Here is a 20,679-nt window from a genome sequence, read left to right on the forward strand (position 1 = left end):
TTGTTCTCCGTATTGGCCGCCCCCGTCAGGGGGATCGGCGGCGTTCAGCCAACCGGTTGCAGACCTTCCTGCGACACCAAGCGCTCCGCCTTCATCAGGCCGGAGTCCAGGCGGCAGAGCCCCACGAACCGTTCCCCCGCCATGGCGCGCACGAGACCCCCGTTGGGGTTCGCGGCGTCCGGAATGCGGCCCATGAGATCGACCAGGCTGAAGGCCTGGCCTTGTCCGAGCCGCATGGCTTCCGCCTCCGTGAGGGCCAGTGCCGGGATGTCGGCCAGCGCGGTCGCCACGGGAAGGAGGAGGTCCGGGGAAGGGGGCGGGATATCGCTGGAACCGCAGAGCTTGTCCAGCGGAATCGCGGTGTGCTCGTGGAAGGGGCCGACCCGCATGCGGCGCAGCGCGGCGATATGCCCGACGGTGCCGCAGGCTTTGGCGAGGTCCCGGGCGAGGGAGCGCATGTAGACGCCCTTGCCGCTCTCGACGAAGAAGATCGCGGTATCGGCGTCCGGCCGGCTTTCCAGCTCGAACCGGTCGACGCGGGCGGGGCGGGGCTGGAGCTCCACCAGTTGGCCGTCGCGGGCCAGGTCATAGGCGCGCTCGCCGCCGAGCTTGATGGCGGAATAGATCGGCGGGACCTGCATGATGTCGCCGATGAAGGCGGGCAGGGCAGCGCGGATCTGGTCGTCGGTCGGGCGGGCCTCCGAGGTTTCGATGGTGGTGCCATCGGCATCGTCGGTATCGCGCAGGTCGCCGAAGCGCAGGGTGAAGCGGTAGGACTTCGTGCCGTCCATCACATAGGGCACGGTCTTGGTCGCGGTGCCGAAGGCGATCGGCAGCACGCCGGTCGCCAGCGGGTCGAGCGTGCCGCCATGGCCGCATTTCTGCGCATCGAAGGCGCGCTTGAGGCGCGTCACCACATCGGTGGAGCCGAGGCCGGAGGGCTTGTCGATGATGAGCCAGCCGTCGATCACCTTGCCCTTCGGCTTCTTGTGCTGGCGGTGGTGCGGCTTGCGGCCGTGCTGGGGCTTGCCGCCGCGCGGCCGCTCGCCGCGGGGCTCCTCGCCCCGGGTCAGGTCGATCGCCGGCTTGGTCGTGTCGTCGGTGGACATCAGGGAGCCTCTGGAGGGACCGGGCGGGGCCGGCCGGCGGCGTCGAGCGCCACGAAGGTGAAGATGGCGGAGGTCACGCGCAGCGTGACGTCGAATTCCCGGCAGCGGCGCCAGGCCTCGACCCGGATGCGGAGAGAAGTGCGGCCGGTGCCGACGATCTCGGCATAAAGGCTGACCTCGTCGCCTACCTTGACCGGGCCGTGGAAGCTCATCGCCTCCACCGCCACGGTGGCGCAGCGGCCGCGGCTGCGCTGCGCGGCGGCACTGCCGGCGGCGAGGTCCATCTGCGACATCAGCCAGCCGCCGAAGATATCGCCGGCCGGGTTGGTATCCGCCGGCATGGCGATGGTGCGGATCTTGGGCTGGGCCGAAGGCGGCAGGGCGGTGGCGGGCGCGGGCTCGCTCATTCGTCGGCCGGGGCGTCGGCCGGGGCGTCGGCCGGGGCGTCGGCCGGCGCTTCGGGCGCCTTCGGGCCGAGGTCGCGGGCGACCTCCGGCTGGCGCATCACCTTGTCGATGTGCATGGCGTAGTCGAGCGCGGTATCCGGCTGGAAGTGGATGTCGGGCGCCGTGCGCAGCCGGACCGACTTCGCCACCTGGGTCCGCAGCCAGGGCGCGACCCGGCGCAGCGCCTTGAGCTGGGCTTCCGGCAATTCCTTGCCGAGGCCGCTGACGAAGGCGGTCATGTGCTTGAGGTCGGGCGAGGCCCGGACCTCGGTCACCGTCACATGCAGGTCGAAGAGGTCGGGGTCGCGGAATTCGGCGCGGGAGAAGACGATCGACAGCGCGTGGCGGACTTCCTCCGCCACGCGCAGCTGGCGCTGGGAAGGGCCGGCCGCGGGAGCGGCATGTCTCGATTTGGAAGGCGACATGGTGGGGGGTTGGACCCTTGGAAAAAGCGAAGGGCGCGGTGCCTTGCAGCACCGCGCCCCGGGAATGACCGGAGAGGCGGCGCCGCCTAGGTGGCGGCCACCATCTCCACTTCGTAACACTCGATCTGGTCGTCGACCTTGATGTCGTTGTAGTTGGCGAAGCTCATGCCGCATTCGTAGCCATTGGCCACTTCGCGGACATCGTCCTTGAAGCGCCGCAGGGTCGAAAGCTCGCCCTGGTGGATGACCACGCCGTCGCGCAGCAGGCGGACGCCGGCGCCGCGCTTGACGATGCCCTCGGTGATCCGGCAGCCGGCGACGTTGCCGATCCGCTTGACCTCGAAGACCTGCAGGATCTGCGCATAGCCCAGGAACTTCTCGCGCTGCACCGGGGCGAGCTTGCCCTTGTACAGCTTCTCGATGTCGTCCGAGACCTCGTAGATGATGCTGTAGTAGCGGATGTCGACGCCGTCGCGCTGCGCCATGTCGCGCGCCTGGTTGGTGGCGCGGACGTTGAAGGCGACGACCACGGCGCCGGAGGCCTTGGCGAGCTGGATGTCGGATTCGGTGATCTGGCCCACCGCGCTGTGCAGCACGCGGACCTTCACCTCGTCGTTGCCCAGCTTGCCCAGGGTCACGCCGATGGCCTCGGCGGAGCCCTGCACGTCGGCCTTGACGACGACCGCCACTTCCTTCTGCACGCCGAGCTGAACCCGGGCGAGCATCTCGGCCAGCGTGCCGCGGCCGGCGGTGGTCGCCGCCGAGGCCTGGTCGCGGGCGCGGCGCTGCCGGAACTCGGAGATCTCCTTGGCCTGCAGCTCGTTCTCCACCGCGACGAAATTCTCGCCGGCGCTGGGGACGGCCGAGAGGCCGAGGATCTCCATCGGCTGGCTCGGGCCGGCGGTCTTGAGCTGGCGGCCCTTGTCGTCGAGCATCGCCCGGACGCGGCCCCATTCGGAGCCGGCCACGACGATGTCGCCGGTATGCAGCGTGCCCTTCTGGACCAGCACCGTGGCGACCGGGCCGCGGCCGCGGTCCAGCCGGCTCTCGATGACCGTGCCTTCGGCCGCCCGGTTCGGGTTGGCCTTCAGGTCCAGCACCTCGGCCTGCAGGGTGATGGCTTCGAGCAGGCGGTCGAGGCCGATCTTCTGCGTCGCCGAGACCTCGATCTCCTGCGTGTCGCCGCCGAGGCTCTCGACCACGATCTCGTGCTGCAGGAGTTCCTGCTTCACGCGCTCGGGCCGGACGCCTTCCTTGTCGATCTTGTTGATGGCGACGATGATCGGGACATTCGCGGCCTTGGCGTGGTTGATGGCCTCGATGGTCTGCGGCATGACGCCGTCATCCGCCGCGACGACCAGCACGACCATGTCCGTGACCGAGGCGCCGCGCGAGCGCATGGCGGTGAAGGCGGCGTGGCCGGGCGTGTCGATGAAGGTCACGCGGCTGCCGTCGGGCACCGTCACCTGATAGGCGCCGATGTGCTGGGTGATGCCGCCGGCCTCGTGGGCCGCGACATCCGCCTTGCGCAGGGCATCGAGCAGGCTGGTCTTGCCGTGGTCGACGTGGCCCATGATGGTCACGACCGGCGGCCGCGGCAGCATGTCCGCCTCGGCGTCGGTCGCGCCCTCGATGCCGATCTCGACGTCGCTGTCGGCGACGCGCTTGATGCGGTGGCCGAACTCCTGGACGATCAACTCGGCCGTGTCGGCATCGATGCTCTGCGTCAGCGTCGCCATGACGCCCATGCGGAACAGCGCCTTCACCACCTCGCCGCCACGGGCGGCCATGCGGTTGGCGAGTTCCTGGACGGTGATCGTCTCGGGCACCACCACGTCGCGCACCACGCGCTCCGTGCCGGCGCGGAGGCGGGCGAGCTCCTGCTGGCGGCGCTCGCGTTCGCGGGCCCGGCGCATGGAGGCGATGGAACGGCTGCGGTCGTCCTCGCCCTCGATCGCGGCCTGGACGTCGATGCGGCCGCCGGCGCGGCGGTCACCCTGGCCGAGGCTCTTCTTGACCGCGGGAATGGCCGGCTTCTTCGCCGGGACCACGGCGCCGCCGGGACGGCGGGCGGCGGCACGGCGTGCCTCGTCCTCCTCCTCGGCGGTGCGGGCGCGGAGCGAGAGCTTCGCGGCCGGCGTGCCGGGGGCGGCCGGGGCGGCGGGTGCCGGGGTGCCGGCCGGGCGCCGCGCGGCGGCCACCTGGGCCGGCGTGACGGACTGCTGGCGCGCCCGGGCCGCGGCCGCGGCGGCGGCTGCCGCGACGGCGGCGGCCGGGGTCTGCGGCGTCTGCTGCGGCGCCGGCTCGTCCTCGTCGCCGGTATCCGGCGGCGGGGCGACGATGGCGGCGATCGCGGCCTTCTTGGCCTCGGCGGCGGCGCGGGCCTCCTCCTCGGCGCGCTCGCGCGCTTCCTCGATGGCGCGGGCGGCGGCCTCCTCGGCCTCGCGGCGCTCCTCCTCCTCGCGGCGGCGGGCCTCCTCGGCGGCGGAGCGGACCATGAGCGCCTGACGCTCGCGTTCCTCGCGCTGGCGCTGGGCCTCCAGGCGGCGCTGCTCCTCCAGCACGCGCTGGCGGGTGGCCAGCTCGGCCTGGGTCAGCGGGCGGCCGGCGGAGGGCTGGGCGCCGCGCGCCGGGGCGCTGCCCGCGGGGCGGCCCGTGGTGGGCGGGCTCGGCAGGCGGTTGCCGATGGTCGGGGCCGTGGTCTGGGGCGGCGGCACCACCACCGGGCGGGTGCCCGGGGTGACGACGCGCTTCTTCACCACCTCGACCTGGACGGTCTTGCTGCGGCCATGGCTGAAGCTCTGGCGGACGCTGCCTGCATCCACCGTCTTGCCCAGTTCCAGTCGGCCACCGGCGGGCCGAAGGCTCAGCCGGCTCTTGGCCGCATCCTGGTCGTTCTGGTCACTCATGCGTTGATCCGAACCCGATCCGTCTGACGTCATTACGTATGCCTGGGAACATACCCGTCAGGGATGTTCCAGAAAACCCAACCGGCGCGTGCGACGCGCCCGGCTGCCTTAGTCAGGTCCGCCCTTCGGTGGACCCTTGCGCCGCGGCGTCGCGGCGGGTGGCGCCGGTGCCTCGCTCATGCCGGCCAGCCTGGTGGCTTCCACCTGGATGGAATCCGCCAGCCGGCCCGGCGCGATGGCCACATGCACCGCATGGTCGCGTCCGAAGACGCCGCCAAGCATTTCGGCCGGCAGGGGGGCCACCACGCGGAAGCCCCGGTTGCCGACCAGCCGGGCCCTTTCGTTCGGGCTGCCGTCCGATGCCTCCACCAACAGACCGGCCTTGCCGGACTGCATCCATTCACGCACCGCTTCCCGGCCGCAGACGGCCTGGCCGCCCCGCCGGGCAAAGCCGACAAGATCACGAAGCCGGCGCTTCAGGCCGTCCTCGATCCGTGCGCGAAGGTCGGGGGGCAGTTGCACCGTTCCGCGCGCCGCCCTTGCGAAGGCGCCGCGCTTCAGGGCGCGTTCTAACACATCGGTCCTGGCGGACAACCACATTCCCCGCCCTGGCAGGCGGCCGGCGAGGTCGGGCACGACAACGCGCTCGGGATCGAGCACGAAGCGGATCATCGCTTCCTTCGGCAGGCTCTCGCGCGTCACCATGCAGCGGCGCAGCGGGCCTGTCTCGGGCTCGTCGATCTCCTCGGCCGGGGCCACGAGGGTGGCCGGGTCGGGGAGGAGGTCGGGTCCGGTCGCTACCGGCGGTGCGGGCTCATGCTGGGGGGCCGCGGTCATTTGTCTCATCCCCAGCCGGTGCCGTATCGCCGGCTTCCGCCGCATCGCCGTCCTCGGTGGCGAACCAATGCTCGCGCGCCGCCATGATCACGGCATTCGCCGTGTCCTCGTCCATCGCATCGGCGCCGATGATCTCGATCAGCTCGTCGGAGGCGAGGTCGGCGAGGTCGTCCAGCGACTTCACGCCCTTCTCGCCCAGCGCGACGAGCTGCGAGGGGCTGAAGCCGCCGATTTCGGCAACCGCATCCTCGACGCCCAATTCCTGCCGCTTGGTATCCAGTTCCACGTCCCGTCGTTCCAGGAAGGCCTCGGCCCGCCGCTTCAGCTCGGCCGAGACGCTTTCGTCGAAGCCCTCGATGCCGGCCAGTTCCTCGTCCTCGACCGAGATGATGTCCTCGACCGAGGTGAACCCCTCGGTCACGAGCAACCCGGCGATGACGTCGTCCACATCCAGCGCTTCGACGAAGAGACCGCTGCGCTTGCGGAATTCCTCCTGCCGGCGCTCCGATTCCTCGGCCTCGGTCAGGATGTCGATGTCCCAGCGGGTGAGCTGGGAGGCGAGGCGGACATTCTGGCCGCGGCGCCCGATGGCAAGCGACAATTGGTCATCCGGCACGACGACTTCAACCCGCCGGGCCTCGTCGTCCAGCACCACCTTGGTCACCTCGGCCGGGGCCAGGGCATTCACCACGAAGGTGGCGTTGTGCGGCGACCAGGGAATGATGTCGATCTTCTCGCCCTGGAGTTCCTGCACCACCGCCTGGACGCGGCTGCCGCGCATGCCGACGCAGGCGCCGACCGGGTCGATGCTGGAATCCCGGCTGATGACCGCCATCTTGGCGCGCGAGCCGGGGTCGCGGGCGACCGCCTTGATCTCGATGATGCCGTCGTAGATCTCCGGCACTTCCTGGGCGAAGAGCTTGGCCAGGAAGCCGGGATGGGTGCGCGACAGGAAGATCTGGGGGCCGCGCGGTTCCTCCCGCACGTCGTAGATATAGGCGCGGACGCGGTCGCCGTTCTTGAAGGCCTCGCGCGGGATGGTCTCGTCGCGCCGCAGCAGCGCCTCGGCCCGGCCGAGGTCGACCATGAGGTTGCCGTATTCGGTGCGCTTGACGACGCCGTTCAGCACCTCGCCGACGCGGTCCTTGTATTCGTCGAACTGCTTCTTGCGCTCGACCTCCCGCACCCGCTGCACGATCACCTGCTTGGCGGTCTGCGCGGCGATGCGGCCGAAGTCGATCGGCGGCAGCGGGTCGATGATGAACTCGCCGACCTTGATGCCGGGCTTGAACTTCTGGGCGATGCGGAGGGGAAGCTGGGTCGCCTCGTTCTCGACCGGCTCCTGCTCCACGACTTCGGTCCAGCGGGACAGGCGGACCTCGCCGTTGCGCTTGTCGATGACCGCGCGGATGTCCTTCTCGTGGCCGTACTTGGCGCGGCCGGCCTTCTGGATGGCCTGCTCCATCGCCTCGAGCACCTCGTCCCGCTCGATCATCTTCTCGCGGGCGACGGCGTCGGCAACCTGCAGCAGTTCCGGACGCGCGATGGTGATGTCGACGGCCATGGCGTCAGTTCCTCGTCGCTGGGGTGGGGGCATCGGAGGATGAGGCATCCTCCTCGTCGTCGTCCTCGCCGAGCCCATCCTGGTCCGGCAGGCCCGCCGCGGCCGCGGTGGCAGCGATCAGCGCATCGGTCAGGACCAGCTTGGCGCGGCGGATATTGCTGCGGGCGACGGTCAGCTCGGCGCCGCCGTCCTCGAGCTTCATGCGGGCGGTCTCGGCATCGGCGCCGAGCACCATGCCGCGGAACTTCTTGCGGCCATCCTGGGGGATGGTCAGCTCGAGCTGCGCCAGGTGGCCGGCGTAGGCATTCCAGTCCTTGGCGCGGGTCAGCGGCCGGTCGATGCCGGGGGAGGAGACCTCCAGCGCCCATTCGTTCTTGATCGGGTCTTCCACGTCCAGCACGGCGCCGACGGCGTGGCTGATCGCCTCGCAGTCCTGCACCCGGAAGGCGGCGCCATCGGCGCGGTCGGCCATGATCTGCACCACCGGGCGTTCCTTGCCGCTGACCTGCACGCGCACGAGCTCATAGCCCATGTGCTCGATCGTGGGCGCGATGGCATTGGCGATGCGGGCCTCGAGGCCCTCGTGCTGCGGACGTTCTACGGTCAAAAAACAAAAAAGGCGGCCCGTGAAGGCCACCCCCCTAAAGCTCGGATGGTGAAAGTCGAGTGACTATAGGCCTCGGGAAAGCGGGTCGCAAGCATCATGGTGGCGTGCCGAGCGCCACGGCGAGGGCGGCGGCGGCCTCCCGGGCGGCGAGGCGGAGGCCGCGGGCGGTCCAGTGGACGCCGTCGAGGCCGGGGGTGACGCCGGCCATGCCGCCGCCGCGGCGCAGGCCGAGGTCCTGGCGCAGCCGGTCCTGGGCCTGCCGGATGGCGGCGGCCCCGGCCTCCGCCCGCGGGTCCAGCGGCAGCCGGCGGGCGAGGTTGGGGGCGGCGGCCGGCACCGTGCTGTCCCAGGGCAGCAGCCAGGTGGCGAGGGTGCCGCTGCCGAGCAGCCGGGTCTGCCCCAGCAGGGGCGAGAGCGGGGCGATCAGCACCGGCATGGCGGGGGCGCCCGTCGCCCGCATCGCCGCGACCACGGTCGCCATGCGGGCCGCGTAATCCTCACCCGGGGTGCCGAGGAAGGCATCCGTGGTGCCATGGGCGAGGATGAGCGCGGCCGAGGCCGGGGCGGCGGCCGCGGCGATGCGGCGGAGGTTGCGGCCGGCGGGGCTGTCCGGGTCCGCGAGGTCGGCGGCGCTGGCGCCACCCCAGGCGGTATTGGCCAGGGCGAGGGGGAGGCCGGGGCCGAGCCGGCGGGCGAGCTCGGCCAGCAGGGCCCGGGCGCCGAGGCGGTCGCCGACCTCGGTCCAGGTCGTGCCATCGGCACCGCAGCCGGGGCGGCCCTCGCAATGGTGGAGCAGGGCGGCGATGGGCGGCGCCGGCGGGTCGCCGGCCTCCGGCGGGAAGGCGCCGGAGACGGCCGGGCCATCGGCGAAGACGGCGGAGGCCTGGGACTGGCCGGTGACGAGGATGACCAGGCCGGCGGCGAAGCGGTGGCCGAGCGCCTCGGCCTCGCCGACCGCGTCGCGGCGGATCAGGCGGTACCAGCCGCCGGGGGGAAGGTGGAGGGTGCCATCCGGCTCGGCCGGGCCCCAGGGACGGACGACGGCGCCGGCCTCGGCCTGGACCTGGTACTCGGCGCCGGGGGTGGCCTCGACCGGGACGTGGGCGAGGCCGCCCTGCAGGGGGTAGATGCGGTTGTAGGGCGGCGCCGGCTGGGCGGTGGCGGGACAGGCGAGAAGGCCGGCGAGCAGGCCCGCCAGCCAATGCCTAGGCGCTGGCCTTGGCCATGAAGGCCGCGAGGGTCGGGACCCAGTCCGGGCTGTCCACATTGGCGCCGATATGCCCGAACTCGTTGCGGATTTCGAAGAAGCTGGCATCCACCTTGGCCTCGGCGAGCCGCTGCATCACCGCCGGGGCGATGCTGGGCGGGAAGAGCCGGTCGGTGGTGGTGAGGGCATAGAGTACCTTGGCCTTGATCCGGGCGAAATCCTTCTGCGCATCGAAATCCACCGCGGCGCGGCGCAGGGTGACCAGGGAATTGCCGTCGAAGGCCTGGGCCCAGGGGGTGGCGAGGCGGCGGATCTCGGCCTCCCGCGCGGCCGGGTCGGGGAATCTGGGGCCGACCTGCGCCTCGATCCCGTAATTCTTCAGGGTGGCGACGCGGATGCCGGTCAGGATCCGGGTGATGCCGCCATTGGCGTAGTAGCGGCCGCCGTTCCAGTTGGGGTCCTCGGCGAGGCGGGCGATCAGCGCCTCAGTCTGGCGCTGGTCGCCGCTGCCCTTGGGCGCGGTATTGACGCAGATGACGGCCTTCATGTCGTCCGGATAGGTCACCGCCCATTGGAAGGCTTGGTAGCCGCCATAGGAGGTGCCCATCACCGCGACCAGGTGCTTCACCCCGAGCCGGGCCAGCATCCGCCGCTGGGCGGTGATGATGTCGACCACGGTGATCGCCGGGAAGTCCGGGCCATAGGGCTGGCCGGTGGCCGGGTTGCGGCTGGCGGGCGCAGTGGAGCCGTAGGCGGAGCCCAGCATGTTGGAGGAGACGACGAAGAAGCGGTCGGTGTCGATCGGCTTGCCGGGGCCGATCATCAGGTCCCAGCTGCCCGGGGCATTCTCCGCCACGCCGGCCGGGGCCTTGCCCGGGGCGTAGCGGCCGGCGGCGTGGTGGCTGCTGGTATAGCCATGGGTGATGAGGATGGCGTTGGTCCCGGCGGCATTCAGCGTGCCGTAGGATTCATAGGCGAGGCGGGCCTCCGGCAGGCTGGCGCCGGACTGCAGGGGCAGGGTGCCGAGCTCGGCGAAGCGGCTCTCGACCGCATCGAGCGGGGAGGCGGCGGCGGGGCGGGCGGCGAGCGCCAGGGGCACGGCAATCGGCATGGCGAGGGCGGTGCGGCGGTCGATGGCCATGGCGGCGTTTCCCCTGGGTTTTGGGGAAGCCTAGAGCCGCGTCACGCTCCAGTACAACGGGCTGCGGCCCTCCCGCAGGGCCTTGGCCTCGTAGCGGGTGCCGGGCCAGGCCTCGGGGCGGGCGGTCGCCGGGGCGGGCACCTCGAAGAAGGGCTGGTTCGCCAGCACCTCCGCGACCCAGTCCTGGTAGGTCGGGTCGTCCGAGGCGATGCGCCAGGTGGCGCCCGGCCGCAGCACCCGGGCGACCAGCGGCAGCATCGCCGGATTGACGAAGCGGCGCTTGGCGTGGCGGGACTTCGGCCAGGGATCCGGGAACAGCAGGAACAGCCGGTCGAGGCAGGCCTCCGGCAGGGCGTTCAGCAGGTGGCGGGCATCCTGCGGCCAGAGCCGGAGGTTGCCGGGCAGCGGGCCGGTCGCCTCGGCACCCTCGGGCACCAGATGGGTGAGGAGGGAGCAGAGCCCGTTCTCGAAGACTTCGGAGGCGATATAGGCGACGCCGGGATTGGCGGCGATCTGCGCCAGGCTGTGCTCGCCGCCGCCGAAGCCGACTTCCAGCCACAACGGCGCATCCGGCATGGCGAAGGCGGCCAGCGGGTCGGCGGCCTCGGCGAGCGACAGGCGCAGGCGGGGCAGGGTCTCGTCCAGCAGGCGCTGCTGGCGCGGCCGCAGCGGATGGCTGCGGCGGCGGCCATAGAGACGGTCCGGGATGCCTTCGGCGAGCGGCGGGCGGTCGGCGGTCATCGGCGTGTTCCCGACAAAAAAAGGGGGGGTGGCATGGCGCCACCCCCCAAGGCCAGCGGTAAAGCTGGAGTCAGCGTTTGACTTCAACGATTGAAGGCGCGCTTCAGCTCGTCCACCAGGTCGGTCTTCTCCCAAGTGAAGGTGCCCTTCTCCGGGTCCGGCGTCCGGCCGAAATGGCCATAGGCGCTGGTGATTCCGTAGATCGGCCGGTTCAGGTGCAGGTGCTCGCGGATGCCGCGGGGCGAGAGGTTGACCAGCCCGTCGATCACCTTGGCCAGCTTGCCCTCGTCCACGTCCTTGCCGGTGCCGTGCAGGTCGAAATAGACCGAGAGCGGCTTGGCCACGCCGATGGCATAGGACACCTGGATGGTGCACTTGTCCGACAGGCCGGCGGCGACGACGTTCTTCGCCACGTAGCGCGCGGCATAGGCGGCCGAGCGGTCGACCTTGGTCGGGTCCTTGCCGGAGAAGGCGCCGCCGCCGTGCGGGGCCGCGCCGCCGTAGGTATCGACGATGATCTTGCGCCCGGTCAGGCCGCAGTCGCCGTCGGGCCCGCCGATGACGAACTTGCCGGTCGGGTTCACGTAGAACTCCTCGTCCGGGACGTTCCAGCCGGCGGGCAGCAGCTCGGTCAGCAGCGGCCGCAGCATGGCCTTGATCTCGGCCTGCTCGAGGTGCTCCTCGTGCTGGGTCGAGACGACGACGCTGGTGCAGCCGACCGGCTTGCCGTCGACGTAGCGCAGGGTGACCTGGCTCTTCGCATCCGGCAGCAGCCCGGCGACGCGCTTGTCGCCGATCGAACGCAGCTCCTTGATGCGGCGCAGGATGCCGTGGGCGTAGTAGAGCGGCGCGGGCATCAGCTCGGGCGTCTCGCGCGTGGCGTAGCCGAACATGATGCCCTGGTCGCCGGCGCCTTCATCCTTGTTGCCGGCCGCGTCCACGCCCTGGGCGATATGGGCGGACTGGGCGTGCAGGTGGCATTCCACATGGGCGTTCTGCCAGTGGAAGCCGTCCTGCTCGTAGCCGATGTCCTTCACGGCCATCCGGGCATTGTGGATCAGCAGGTCCGAGGTGATGGCCTCCGGGCCACGCACCTCGCCCGCGAGGACGATGCGGTTGGTGGTGACCAGCGTCTCGCAGGCGACCCGGGCATAGGGGTCTGCCGCCAGGAAGGTGTCGAGCACCGTGTCGGAGATCCGGTCGGCGACCTTGTCGGGATGGCCTTCGGACACGGATTCGGACGTGAAAAGGTATTCACCTTTGTCGCGCATGGCGTGGTTTGCCTCTTGTCGCGGGGGATGGTCCGGCAAACCCCGGCCTGGCTGACCCCGGATGGGGGCGGGCGTGTGTCGCAGGCACCAAGCGGGGGGTCAAGCCACAGGCGGGCAAGGCAACCGGCCGGCAACTTACGAAACGGCGAGCGGGCCTGGATCGGTCCGGAGGGTGAAGGGCGTGCCGGCCGGGATGCCGCCCGCGACCGTCACCTCGCGCGGGGCCGGCCCGCCCTGCCATGCGGCGATGGGGCGGTAGTCGGCGAAGGCGCGCAGCCGCCGGCGGCCGGGCGGGCTGCGGTCGATGAAGCCGTTGTTGAAGCGGCAGACGCACAGGGCGCAGCCGGCCGCGAGCAGCGCCGCGGTGGGGAAGGCGAGCACGGCCTGGTCGCGCCCCGGCTCGGCCCGCAGCAGGCGCCAGGCGGCGGCCTCGGCGGGGAAGAGGAAGACCTGGGCATTGATGAAGCGGCGCCAGTCGGCGAGGGCGATGGCGGGATCGAGCCGGCTGGCCAGCGCCGCATCCGGCATGCCCTGGCGGCGCAGCAGGGCCTCGCCCGCCGGCGTGGCCAGGCGGGTCCAGCCGCCGCGGTTGGCGCCGAGGTCGGGCGTGGCGCCGAGCAGCCGGGCAAGGCCCGCGGCCGAGAGCAGGCCGTGCCGTGCGATGGAGGGGAGCGCGCTGCGCTCCGTCACGTGGAACAGCAGGGGGAAGCGGGCGGCGAAGCCTGCCGTCACGCCATGCCCAGCACATGCTTCATGTCGAACAGCCCGGGCGCCCGGCCGGCGGCCCAGAGCGCGGCGCGGACCGCACCCGTCGCATAGACCCGGCGGTCGAAGCTGCGATGGGTCAGGCCGATATGCTCGGAGGCGGCGGCGAAGAGCAGGGTATGCTCGCCGACGACCTGGCCGCCGCGGAGCGCGGCGAAGCCGATGGTGCCGGTGCCGCGGGCGCCGGTATGGCCGTCCCGCCCGCTTTCCTGGCCGGCCGCTTCCAGCGTGGTGCCGCGGCCGCGGGCGACGGCGCGGCCGAGGGCGACGGCGGTGCCGGAGGGGGCATCGACCTTCTGCCGGTGATGCATCTCGACGATCTCGGCATCGTAGTCGGCACCGGGCAGGGCGGCGGCCATGCGTTCGGCCAGCGCCAGGAACAGGTTCACCCCGGGGGCGAAATTGGCGGCATAGACGATGGGGACCTGCCGGGCGGCGGCAGCCACGGCGGCCTCCTGCGCGGCATCGAGGCCGGAGGAGCCGAGGATGAGGGCCTTTCCGGCAGTAGCCGCGGCGGCGGCATGGGCCTCGGCGGCGCTGGCATGGGTGAAATCGATGACCACGTCGCTGGCGGCGAACAGGGCCGCGGGGTCATCGCCGCGGGCGCTGCCGCCAGCCAGGGTGGCACCGGCGGCGGCCACTTCTTCGGACAGCAATTGGCCCATGCGGCCGGCGATGCCGGCGATGCCGATGCGGATGGCCATGGCTGAGATCCCTGTCCGGTGGCGTGTCGCCACCGGGTCTAGGGCGCCAGGCCCCCGCTCGTCCAGACGGTGCTCAGGGCGCCCCGGTCTAAGCTCAGGGCACCTCGGCCCAATAGGGGCGGACGCCGTAGTAGTCGGAGACGCGCTTGCCGAAGTTGTTGTCGGCCCAGTCCATCTCCTCGCTGGCGGCATAGCTCGGGGCGCCTTCCAGCCGGTCGCGGTCGAGGTCCACCAGGTAGCCGCCGAGGTCCACGTCGTAGTTCAGCATGGACCAGGGCAGCGGATGGTAGCGCTCGCCGATGCCGAGGAAGCCGCCGAAGCTCATCACCGCATAGGCGACGCGGCCACTGCGCTTGTCGAGCATCACGTCCTCGACCGTGCCCAGGCGCTCGGCATGGCGGTTGTAGACGGGGGTGCCGCCGACCTTGCCGGCGGCGATCAGCTGGGCGGTTTCCTCGATGGCAACCGCGGCGCCGGGCGCAACGGAGGCTTCCGGCACGCCGCTCTCGCGCATGGCCATACCAAATCTCCTCATTGAGGGGGGGGCGGGCGGCGATGCGGTGGGACCAAGTGCGCACCGCCGCCTGCCATGACCGCCGATGGGGGGATTAGACGGCGGTCATGGGCACAACGAGCCGGGCTGGGGGGAGTTCCCCGCCGGGAAAGGCCGGAAGCGGCCGGCGCTCAGCGCGCCAGGCCGTCCCAGAATTCCTTGACCTTGGCGAAGAAGCCTTCGCTTTCCGGGCTGCTGCGGCCACCCTTCTCCGCCTCGGCCTCGAATTCCTCCAGCAGCTCCCGCTGCCGCTTCGACAGGTTCTGCGGGGTCTCGACCGAGACCTGCACGTACATGTCGCCCCGTGCGGCACTGCGGAGGACGGAGAAGCCCTTGCCGCGCAGGCGGAACTGGTCCCCCGCCTGGGTGCCGGCCGGGATGGTGACGCGGGCGCGGCCACCATCGACCACCGGCACCTCGACCGCGCCGCCGAGCGTCGCCTGGGTCATCCGCAAGGGAACCCGGACGAAGATATTGGCGCCGTCGCGCTGGAACAGCGGGTGCTGGCGAATGGCGACATCCACGTAGAGGTCGCCGGCCGGCGAGCCGCGCAGCCCGGCCTCGCCTTCGCCCGACAGGCGGATGCGGGTGCCGTCCTCGACGCCGGCGGGGATGCTGACGGATAGGTTGCGGTCCCGCTGCACCCGGCCGGCGCCCTGGCAGACCTTGCAGGGATTCTTGATGATGCGGCCCGAGCCCGAGCAGGTCGGGCAGGTGCGCTCGATCAGGAAGAAGCCCTGCTGGGCGCGGACCTTGCCGGCACCCTGGCAGGTCGGGCAGGTCTGCGCCGCGGCGGAGCCGGCCTCGGCGCCGGTGCCGGAGCAGGCCTCGCAGGAGACGCTGCTGGGCACGCGGACCGTCTTCTTGACGCCGGCGAAGGCTTCCTCGAGGCCGATCTCGACCGCGGTGCGGAGATCGGCACCGCGGCCGGCCGCCTGGCGACGGCCGTTGCCGCCACCGCCGCGACCGCCGCCGAAGCGGCCGAACATCTCCTCGAAGATATCCTCGAAGCCGGCGCCGAAGGGATTGCCGCCACCCCCGCCGCCACCGCCGCCGCCCTCGAAGGCGGCATGGCCGAAGCGGTCGTAGGCGGCGCGCTTCTCGCCATCCTTCAGGACGTCGTAGGCCTCGTTCACGTCCTTGAACTTGGCCTCCGCGTCCTTGTCACCCTGGTTGCGGTCAGGGTGATAGGCCATCGCCTGCTTGCGATAGGCCTTCTTCAGGTCGTCCTCGGTCGCCTCACGCGAGACGCCCAGTATTTCGTAATAATCCCGCTTCGCCATGGCCGGGGCGATTTCCCCTGAAGAGGTTCAGCGCAAAAGGCCCAACGGGGATCTCCCGTGGGCCCGCGATCCGACAGGTCCAACCGAAGTTGGGCCGGCTGGCTCTTGCAAAAGCCGCGCCCGGGGGTTCGCCCCGGGCGCGCGCCTCGCTTAGCCGGGCTTCTTCTTGGAGGGGTCGACTTCCTCGAAGTCGGCGTCCACCACCTTGTCGGATGCGCCGGGGCCGCCCGGGGCGGCACCGCCGCCGGCCGCGCCGGCCTGCTGCTCGGCCGCCTGCTGCGCCTTGTACATCGCCTCGCCGATCTTCATCGACGCCTGCGACAGCGCTTCGGAGGCGCTGCGGATGGCCTCCAGCTCGCCGCCTTCCAGCGCCGTCTTGGCGGTGGCGATGGCAGCCTCGACCTCGGCCTTCTCGGACGGGCCGACCTTGTCGGCATTGTCCTTGATGGTCTTCTCGGAGCTGTGGACCAGCGCCTCCAGGCCGTTGCGGGCCTCGACGGTCTCGCGGCGCTTCTTGTCGGCCTCGGCATTCGCCTCGGCTTCCTTGACCATCCGCTCGATGTCGCTGTCCGACAGGCCGGAGCGGGCCTGGATCTTGATCTGCTGCTCCTTGCCGGTCGCCTTGTCCTTCGCCTGGACGCTCACGATGCCGTTGGCGTCGATGTCGAAGGTCACCTCGATCTGCGGCACCCCGCGCGGCGCCGGCGGGATCTCCTTCAGGTCGAAGTTGCCCAGCAGCTTGTTGTCGGAGGCCATCTCCCGCTCGCCCTGGAAGACCTTGATCGTCACCGCCGTCTGGTTGTCGTCGGCGGTGGAGAAGACCTGGGACTTCTTGGTCGGGATGGTGGTGTTGCGGTCGATCAGCCGGGTGAAAACGCCGCCCAGCGTCTCGATGCCCAGCGACAGCGGGGTCACGTCGAGCAGCAGGACGTCCTTCACCTCACCCTTCAGCACGCCGCCCTGGATCGCGGCGCCGATGGCGACGACCTCGTCCGGGTTGACGTTGCGGGCGGGGTCCTTGCCGAAGAACTGCTTCACCGCCTCGATGACCTTGGGCATGCGGGTCATGCCGCCGACCAGGATCACCTCGTCGATCTCGCCGGCGGAAAGGCCGGCATCCTTCAGCGCGCTGCGGCACGGGCCGAGCGTCCGCTGGATCAGGTCGTCGACCAGGGCTTCCAGCTTGGCGCGCGTCACCTTCATGACGAGGTGCTTGGGGCCGGAGGCATCGGCGGTGATGAAGGGCAGGTTGACCTCGGTCTCCCGCGCGGAGGAGAGCTCGATCTTGGCCTTCTCGGCGGCTTCCTTCAGGCGCTGCAGCGCGAGCTTGTCGCCGCGCAGGTCGATGCCCTGCTCCTTTTTGAACTCATCGGCGAGGTAGTCGATGATGCGGGCATCGAAGTCCTCGCCACCGAGGAAGGTGTCGCCGTTGGTGGACTTCACCTCGAAGACGCCGTCGCCGATCTCGAGCACGGAAACGTCGAAGGTGCCGCCGCCGAGGTCGTAGACCGCGATCGTGCCGGACTTCTTCTGGTCCATGCCATAGGCGAGCGCGGCCGCGGTCGGCTCGTTGATGATGCGCAGGACCTCGAGCCCGGCGATCACGCCGGCTTCCTTGGTCGCCTGGCGCTGGGCGTCGTTGAAGTAGGCCGGGACGGTGATGACCGCCTGGGTCACCTTCTCACCCAGGTAGGCCTCGGCCGTCTCCTTCATCTTGGTCAGGATGTCGGCGCTGATCTGCTGCGGCGGATACTTCTTGCCGTCCACCTCGACCCAGGCCGCGCCATCATCGCTGCGGGCGATCTTGTAGGGGACGAGGCCGATGTCCTTGTTGACGACCGGGTCGTCGAAGCGGCGGCCGATCAGGCGCTTCACCGCGTAGAGCGTGTTGTTCGGGTTGGTCACGGCTTGGCGCTTGGCGCTCTGGCCGACGAGGCGTTCGCCGTTCTTGGCGAAGGCGACCATGGAGGGCGTGGTACGGGCGCCCTCGGCATTCTCGATGACGCGGGTCTCCTTGCCTTCCATGATGGCGACGCAGGAGTTGGTCGTACCCAGATCGATACCGATAACCTTGCTCATCCAAAACTCTCCTCTGCGGCGGGCGGGGGCGGCCCGAAACAGGCACCGCGCTCGTCCCCAAAACCACCCGGCGGGGCCGGGCATCTTCGGATGGGAATGCCGGGGGCGGACATGCCACCGACGGACCCGGATTTATGGCTGCGCTGCACCCGGGACAAGCCCCCGGGGCGCAACTGCTGCAATTTTAGGCGGCTGGCCTAGCTGGCGGGACCACCCGCCGCAACCACGACCATCGCCGGCTTCAGCAGGCGGCCGTTCAGGGTCCAGGCCGGGGTCCAGGCCTGGATGACGGTGCCGGGGGCGACGCCCTCGGGCGCCGGCTGCTCGGCCATCGCCTGGTGGAATTCGGCGTCGAAGGGCTGGCCCTGGGCTTCCTTGCGGACGATGCCGTTGCGCTCCAGCAGGCTGATGAAGCTGCGCTCCACGCCCTCGAAGCCTTCCCGCAGCTTCACCAGCAGCGGGTCCTCGCCGTCCTTCGCGGGCGGCAGGCTGTCCAGGCCGCGGCGGAGGTTCTGCGCGGCCTCCACCACGTCGCCGGCGAATTTCTGGATGGCGTAGTTGCGGGCATCCGCCACCTCGCGCTGGGTGCGGGCGCGGAGGTTCTGCGCATCCGCCTCGGAGCGCAGCCAGCGGTCGCGCAGCTGGGCGACCTCGGCCTCGAGGGCGGCGATGCGCTCGGCCGGGTTGGTTTCGGGGGATTGCTCAAGGATGGTGTCATCCGCCGGGGCGCTGTCCGGCGGAAGCTCGGATGGATCGCTCATGCCTGCCATATCATCATAAGGGATGGCCCCGGGGGCGGGACCGTTCAGCCGTGCAGGTAGTCTCTGCGGCCCGCCAGGGCAACCGGGTGGCGGCGCTTTCGGCCAAGGGGGCGGCTAGCTCGCATAGGCATAGGGGCCGCCGCGCTCCAGCGCGCGGCGATAGGCCGGGCGGGATTGCAGGCGGCGGAGCAGGCCGAACAGCGCCGGGCGGCTCCCGTCCAGCCCGCCGCGCTGGGTCGCGGCTTCCAGCGGGAAGCTCATCATCACATCGGCGGCGGTGAAGTCGGGGCCGGCGAAATGACCGTCGCGCGTCACCTCGGCCTCCAGGTAGTCCAGCATGGCGGCGAGGTTGCCGTCGATGCGGGCGAGGACCGGGGCGGCGGCGTCGCCCACGCGCATCAGGTAGAGCTTCACCAGCAGCGGGGTCATGGCGGACCCCTCGGCGAAGTGCATCCAGTAGCGGAAGCGGCGGTAGTGGGGCGTGCCGGGGGCGGGGGCGAGCCGGCCGGCGCCATGGCGCTCCAGCAGGTATTCCGCGATGGCGGCGGTCTCGGCCAGCACCTCGCCATCCTCCACGATGACCGGCGACTTGCCGAGCGGATGGATGCGCTTGAGCTCGGGCGGGGCCAGCATGGTCGCCGGGTCGCGCTCGTAGCGGATGACCTCGTAGGGGAGGCCGAGCTCCTCCAGCAGCCAGAGGATGCGCTGGGAGCGGGAGTTGTTGAGGTGGTGGACCTGGATCATGCCGCCCTTATAGCAGCACGAGCCCGGCCCGCGCCCCCCGCGCCACCGCATCGGCCCGGCTGCCGGCGCCCAGCTTCTGCAGCACCGCAGCGACATGCGCCTTGGCGGTGTGGAAGGACAGGCCGAGGCGGCGGGCGATGACCTTGTTGGAGGCGCCGGCGGCCAGCAGGTCCAGCACCTCCCGCTCCCGCCGGGTCAGCCCGGCCTCGACCGGAGCCTCCCGGCCTGGACCAGACAGGTTGGGGCCGAGCAGGCCGGCGAGCAGGGCCGGCGGCAGCACGGCCAGGCCGCGGGAGACGGCGGCGATGGCCGCGGCGAGCTCGGCCGGGGCGGCATCCGGCGGCAGGACGGCGCGGGCGCCGGCGCGCAGGGCGGCCAGGGCCGGGGCGCCCTCGGCCAGCACCAGGCTGGGCGGGCCGCCGGGGGCGGCGGCCTGGTCCGTCACCTGCACGGCGGCATCGGCGGCATCCTCCACCAGGCGGATGCCGGACAGCCGGGCGAAGCGCGTGGCGAGGCCGGGCTCGGCGCTGCGCAGCAGCACCGCGAGGCCGGGGGCCGCCGCGGCGGGGCGGCGGTCGAGGAGGGCGAGCGGCATCAGGCGGCGGCCCTTTCACCGATGCGGACGGCCAGGCGCAGGGGCCGGCCGCCGCGGACAAGGTCAAGCGTCACGTCGATCCCGACGCTGTCATGGTCCAGCCGGGCCAGCATCTCCCGCACCGAGGTCAGCGGGGCGTCGTCCCAGGCGGTCAGCACGTCGCCGAGCAGGATGCCGGCCTTGCCGGCCGGGCTCAGCGGATCGGCCCCGACCACGATCAGGCCGCGCAGCGCCTCCGTCCGGACCGGCTGCAGGGCGAGGCCGAGGTAGCCGCGGGCGATGCGGCCACGGCTGTGGAGCTGCTCGACCGAGCGGGCGATGGTCTCGGCTGGGATGGCGAGGGCCCGGCGGCGCGGGCCGGGGACGGCCATGCCGAGCAGCCTGCCGGCATGGTCGAGCACGGCACCGCCCTCCGCCGCCGGGTCGAGCCGGAGGCCGAGCTGGATGCGGCGTTCCAGCCGGCCGCCGCGCATGGAGCGCCAGGGGCCGCCGACCTGGGTGGCGAGGCCGAAGGCGATCAGCGGGCCATGCTCGCCCCGGCCGATGGCCAGCAGCAGGTGGCCGGCGGCCAGCGCCCCGGGCGGGGCCAGGGGCAGCGGGGCGACCGGGCCGGTTTCGGCGCGCAGCAGGGCGACATCGGTGCCGGGGTCCCGCCCGGCCAGCGACGCCGGGACCTGGCGGCCGTCCGGCAGGGTCAGGGCCAGCTCGTCGTCGCGCTCCAGCGCTTCCTCGGCCGTGACCACCAGGCCCTCGGCCCAGAGCAGGCCGGAGCGGGCGCGGCCATCCCGGCCATGCACGGCGACCGTGCGGGTGGCGCCCAGGCTGGCCAGGGCGGCGAGCTGGTCGGAGAAGGCGGCGAGGGGGGAGAAGGGATCGGTCATGGCGGATATTTGCTTATGTGGGGATGCCCCCGCCATCGGCCAGATGGGGGGCGCCGT

20 protein-coding genes are annotated in these 20,679 nt (G+C 71.6%); all 20 read right to left on the minus strand.

What is annotated here, in order from left to right; all coding sequences use genetic code 11:
* Positions 1-44: 44 nt before the first annotated feature.
* The gene (gene truB, locus AC0IW9_RS19310) at positions 45-1,109 is read right to left on the minus strand and encodes a tRNA pseudouridine(55) synthase TruB (RefSeq protein WP_471649922.1); all 1,065 of its coding nucleotides are present in this window, start codon (positions 1,107-1,109) and stop codon (positions 45-47) included.
* Complete coding sequence (locus tag AC0IW9_RS19315; RefSeq protein WP_471649923.1) at positions 1,109-1,516, minus strand: acyl-CoA thioesterase; 408 nt, start codon at positions 1,514-1,516, stop codon at positions 1,109-1,111. Before AC0IW9_RS19315 ends, truB begins: the two co-directional genes overlap by 1 nt.
* The gene (gene rbfA / locus AC0IW9_RS19320) at positions 1,513-1,980 is read right to left on the minus strand and encodes a 30S ribosome-binding factor RbfA (RefSeq protein ID WP_471649924.1); all 468 of its coding nucleotides are present in this window, start codon (positions 1,978-1,980) and stop codon (positions 1,513-1,515) included. The genes AC0IW9_RS19315 and rbfA overlap by 4 nt, the downstream gene beginning before the upstream one ends.
* Positions 1,981-2,066: 86 nt before the next feature.
* Positions 2,067-4,889 (minus strand): translation initiation factor IF-2, encoded by a 2,823-nt coding sequence (gene infB / locus AC0IW9_RS19325; protein WP_471649925.1) that lies wholly within the window; start codon positions 4,887-4,889, stop codon positions 2,067-2,069.
* 108 nt (positions 4,890-4,997) lie between these two features.
* Positions 4,998-5,630: an RNA-binding protein gene (locus AC0IW9_RS19330; RefSeq protein WP_471649989.1), complete on the minus strand. Its 633-nt coding sequence runs from the start codon at positions 5,628-5,630 to the stop codon at positions 4,998-5,000.
* A gap of 73 nt (positions 5,631-5,703) precedes the next feature.
* The gene (nusA, locus tag AC0IW9_RS19335) at positions 5,704-7,290 is read right to left on the minus strand and encodes a transcription termination factor NusA (protein WP_471649926.1); all 1,587 of its coding nucleotides are present in this window, start codon (positions 7,288-7,290) and stop codon (positions 5,704-5,706) included.
* A 4-nt stretch (positions 7,291-7,294) separates the two neighbouring features.
* Positions 7,295-7,927 carry a ribosome maturation factor RimP gene (gene rimP, locus AC0IW9_RS19340; protein ID WP_471649927.1) on the minus strand — a complete coding sequence of 211 codons (633 nt, stop codon included), beginning with the start codon at positions 7,925-7,927 and terminating at the stop codon, positions 7,295-7,297.
* Positions 7,928-7,991: 64 nt separating this feature from the next.
* On the minus strand, positions 7,992-9,164 hold the full coding sequence (locus tag AC0IW9_RS19345) for a hypothetical protein (protein WP_471649928.1): 1,173 nt from the start codon (positions 9,162-9,164) through the stop codon (positions 7,992-7,994).
* Positions 9,103-10,245, minus strand: coding sequence for a homoserine O-acetyltransferase family protein (locus AC0IW9_RS19350; RefSeq protein WP_471649929.1), 1,143 nt, complete (start codon positions 10,243-10,245; stop codon positions 9,103-9,105). Before AC0IW9_RS19350 ends, AC0IW9_RS19345 begins: the two co-directional genes overlap by 62 nt.
* 30 nt (positions 10,246-10,275) lie before the next feature.
* A complete protein-coding gene (trmB, locus tag AC0IW9_RS19355; RefSeq protein WP_471649930.1) occupies positions 10,276-10,986 on the minus strand; it encodes a tRNA (guanine(46)-N(7))-methyltransferase TrmB in 711 nt (236 codons plus the stop codon).
* An 83-nt stretch (positions 10,987-11,069) separates the two neighbouring features.
* Positions 11,070-12,257 (minus strand): methionine adenosyltransferase, encoded by a 1,188-nt coding sequence (metK, locus tag AC0IW9_RS19360; RefSeq protein ID WP_471649931.1) that lies wholly within the window; start codon positions 12,255-12,257, stop codon positions 11,070-11,072.
* Between the two features lie 135 nt (positions 12,258-12,392).
* On the minus strand, positions 12,393-12,989 hold the full coding sequence (locus tag AC0IW9_RS19365; RefSeq protein ID WP_471649932.1) for a DUF7002 family protein: 597 nt from the start codon (positions 12,987-12,989) through the stop codon (positions 12,393-12,395).
* Complete coding sequence (dapB, locus tag AC0IW9_RS19370; RefSeq protein ID WP_471649990.1) at positions 12,986-13,735, minus strand: 4-hydroxy-tetrahydrodipicolinate reductase; 750 nt, start codon at positions 13,733-13,735, stop codon at positions 12,986-12,988. The genes AC0IW9_RS19365 and dapB overlap by 4 nt, the downstream gene beginning before the upstream one ends.
* Positions 13,736-13,820: 85 nt before the next feature.
* Positions 13,821-14,246 carry a PRC-barrel domain-containing protein gene (locus AC0IW9_RS19375; RefSeq protein ID WP_471649933.1) on the minus strand — a complete coding sequence of 142 codons (426 nt, stop codon included), beginning with the start codon at positions 14,244-14,246 and terminating at the stop codon, positions 13,821-13,823.
* 164 nt (positions 14,247-14,410) lie between these two features.
* Positions 14,411-15,562, minus strand: a complete 1,152-nt coding sequence (dnaJ, locus tag AC0IW9_RS19380; RefSeq protein ID WP_471649934.1) for a molecular chaperone DnaJ — start codon at positions 15,560-15,562, stop codon at positions 14,411-14,413.
* 150 nt (positions 15,563-15,712) lie between these two features.
* Positions 15,713-17,641 (minus strand): molecular chaperone DnaK, encoded by a 1,929-nt coding sequence (dnaK, locus tag AC0IW9_RS19385; RefSeq protein WP_471649935.1) that lies wholly within the window; start codon positions 17,639-17,641, stop codon positions 15,713-15,715.
* A gap of 197 nt (positions 17,642-17,838) precedes the next feature.
* Positions 17,839-18,402 (minus strand): nucleotide exchange factor GrpE, encoded by a 564-nt coding sequence (grpE, locus tag AC0IW9_RS19390; protein ID WP_471649936.1) that lies wholly within the window; start codon positions 18,400-18,402, stop codon positions 17,839-17,841.
* Between the two features lie 114 nt (positions 18,403-18,516).
* Positions 18,517-19,146 carry a glutathione S-transferase family protein gene (locus tag AC0IW9_RS19395; protein WP_471649937.1) on the minus strand — a complete coding sequence of 210 codons (630 nt, stop codon included), beginning with the start codon at positions 19,144-19,146 and terminating at the stop codon, positions 18,517-18,519.
* Between the two features lie 7 nt (positions 19,147-19,153).
* Positions 19,154-19,741, minus strand: a complete 588-nt coding sequence (locus AC0IW9_RS19400) for a helix-turn-helix transcriptional regulator (protein ID WP_471649938.1) — start codon at positions 19,739-19,741, stop codon at positions 19,154-19,156.
* Positions 19,741-20,622 (minus strand): S1C family serine protease, encoded by an 882-nt coding sequence (locus tag AC0IW9_RS19405; protein WP_471649939.1) that lies wholly within the window; start codon positions 20,620-20,622, stop codon positions 19,741-19,743. The genes AC0IW9_RS19400 and AC0IW9_RS19405 overlap by 1 nt, the downstream gene beginning before the upstream one ends.
* Positions 20,623-20,679 lie beyond the last annotated feature (57 nt).

The sequence above is a fragment of the Belnapia sp. AC561 genome, from assembly GCF_979252845.1.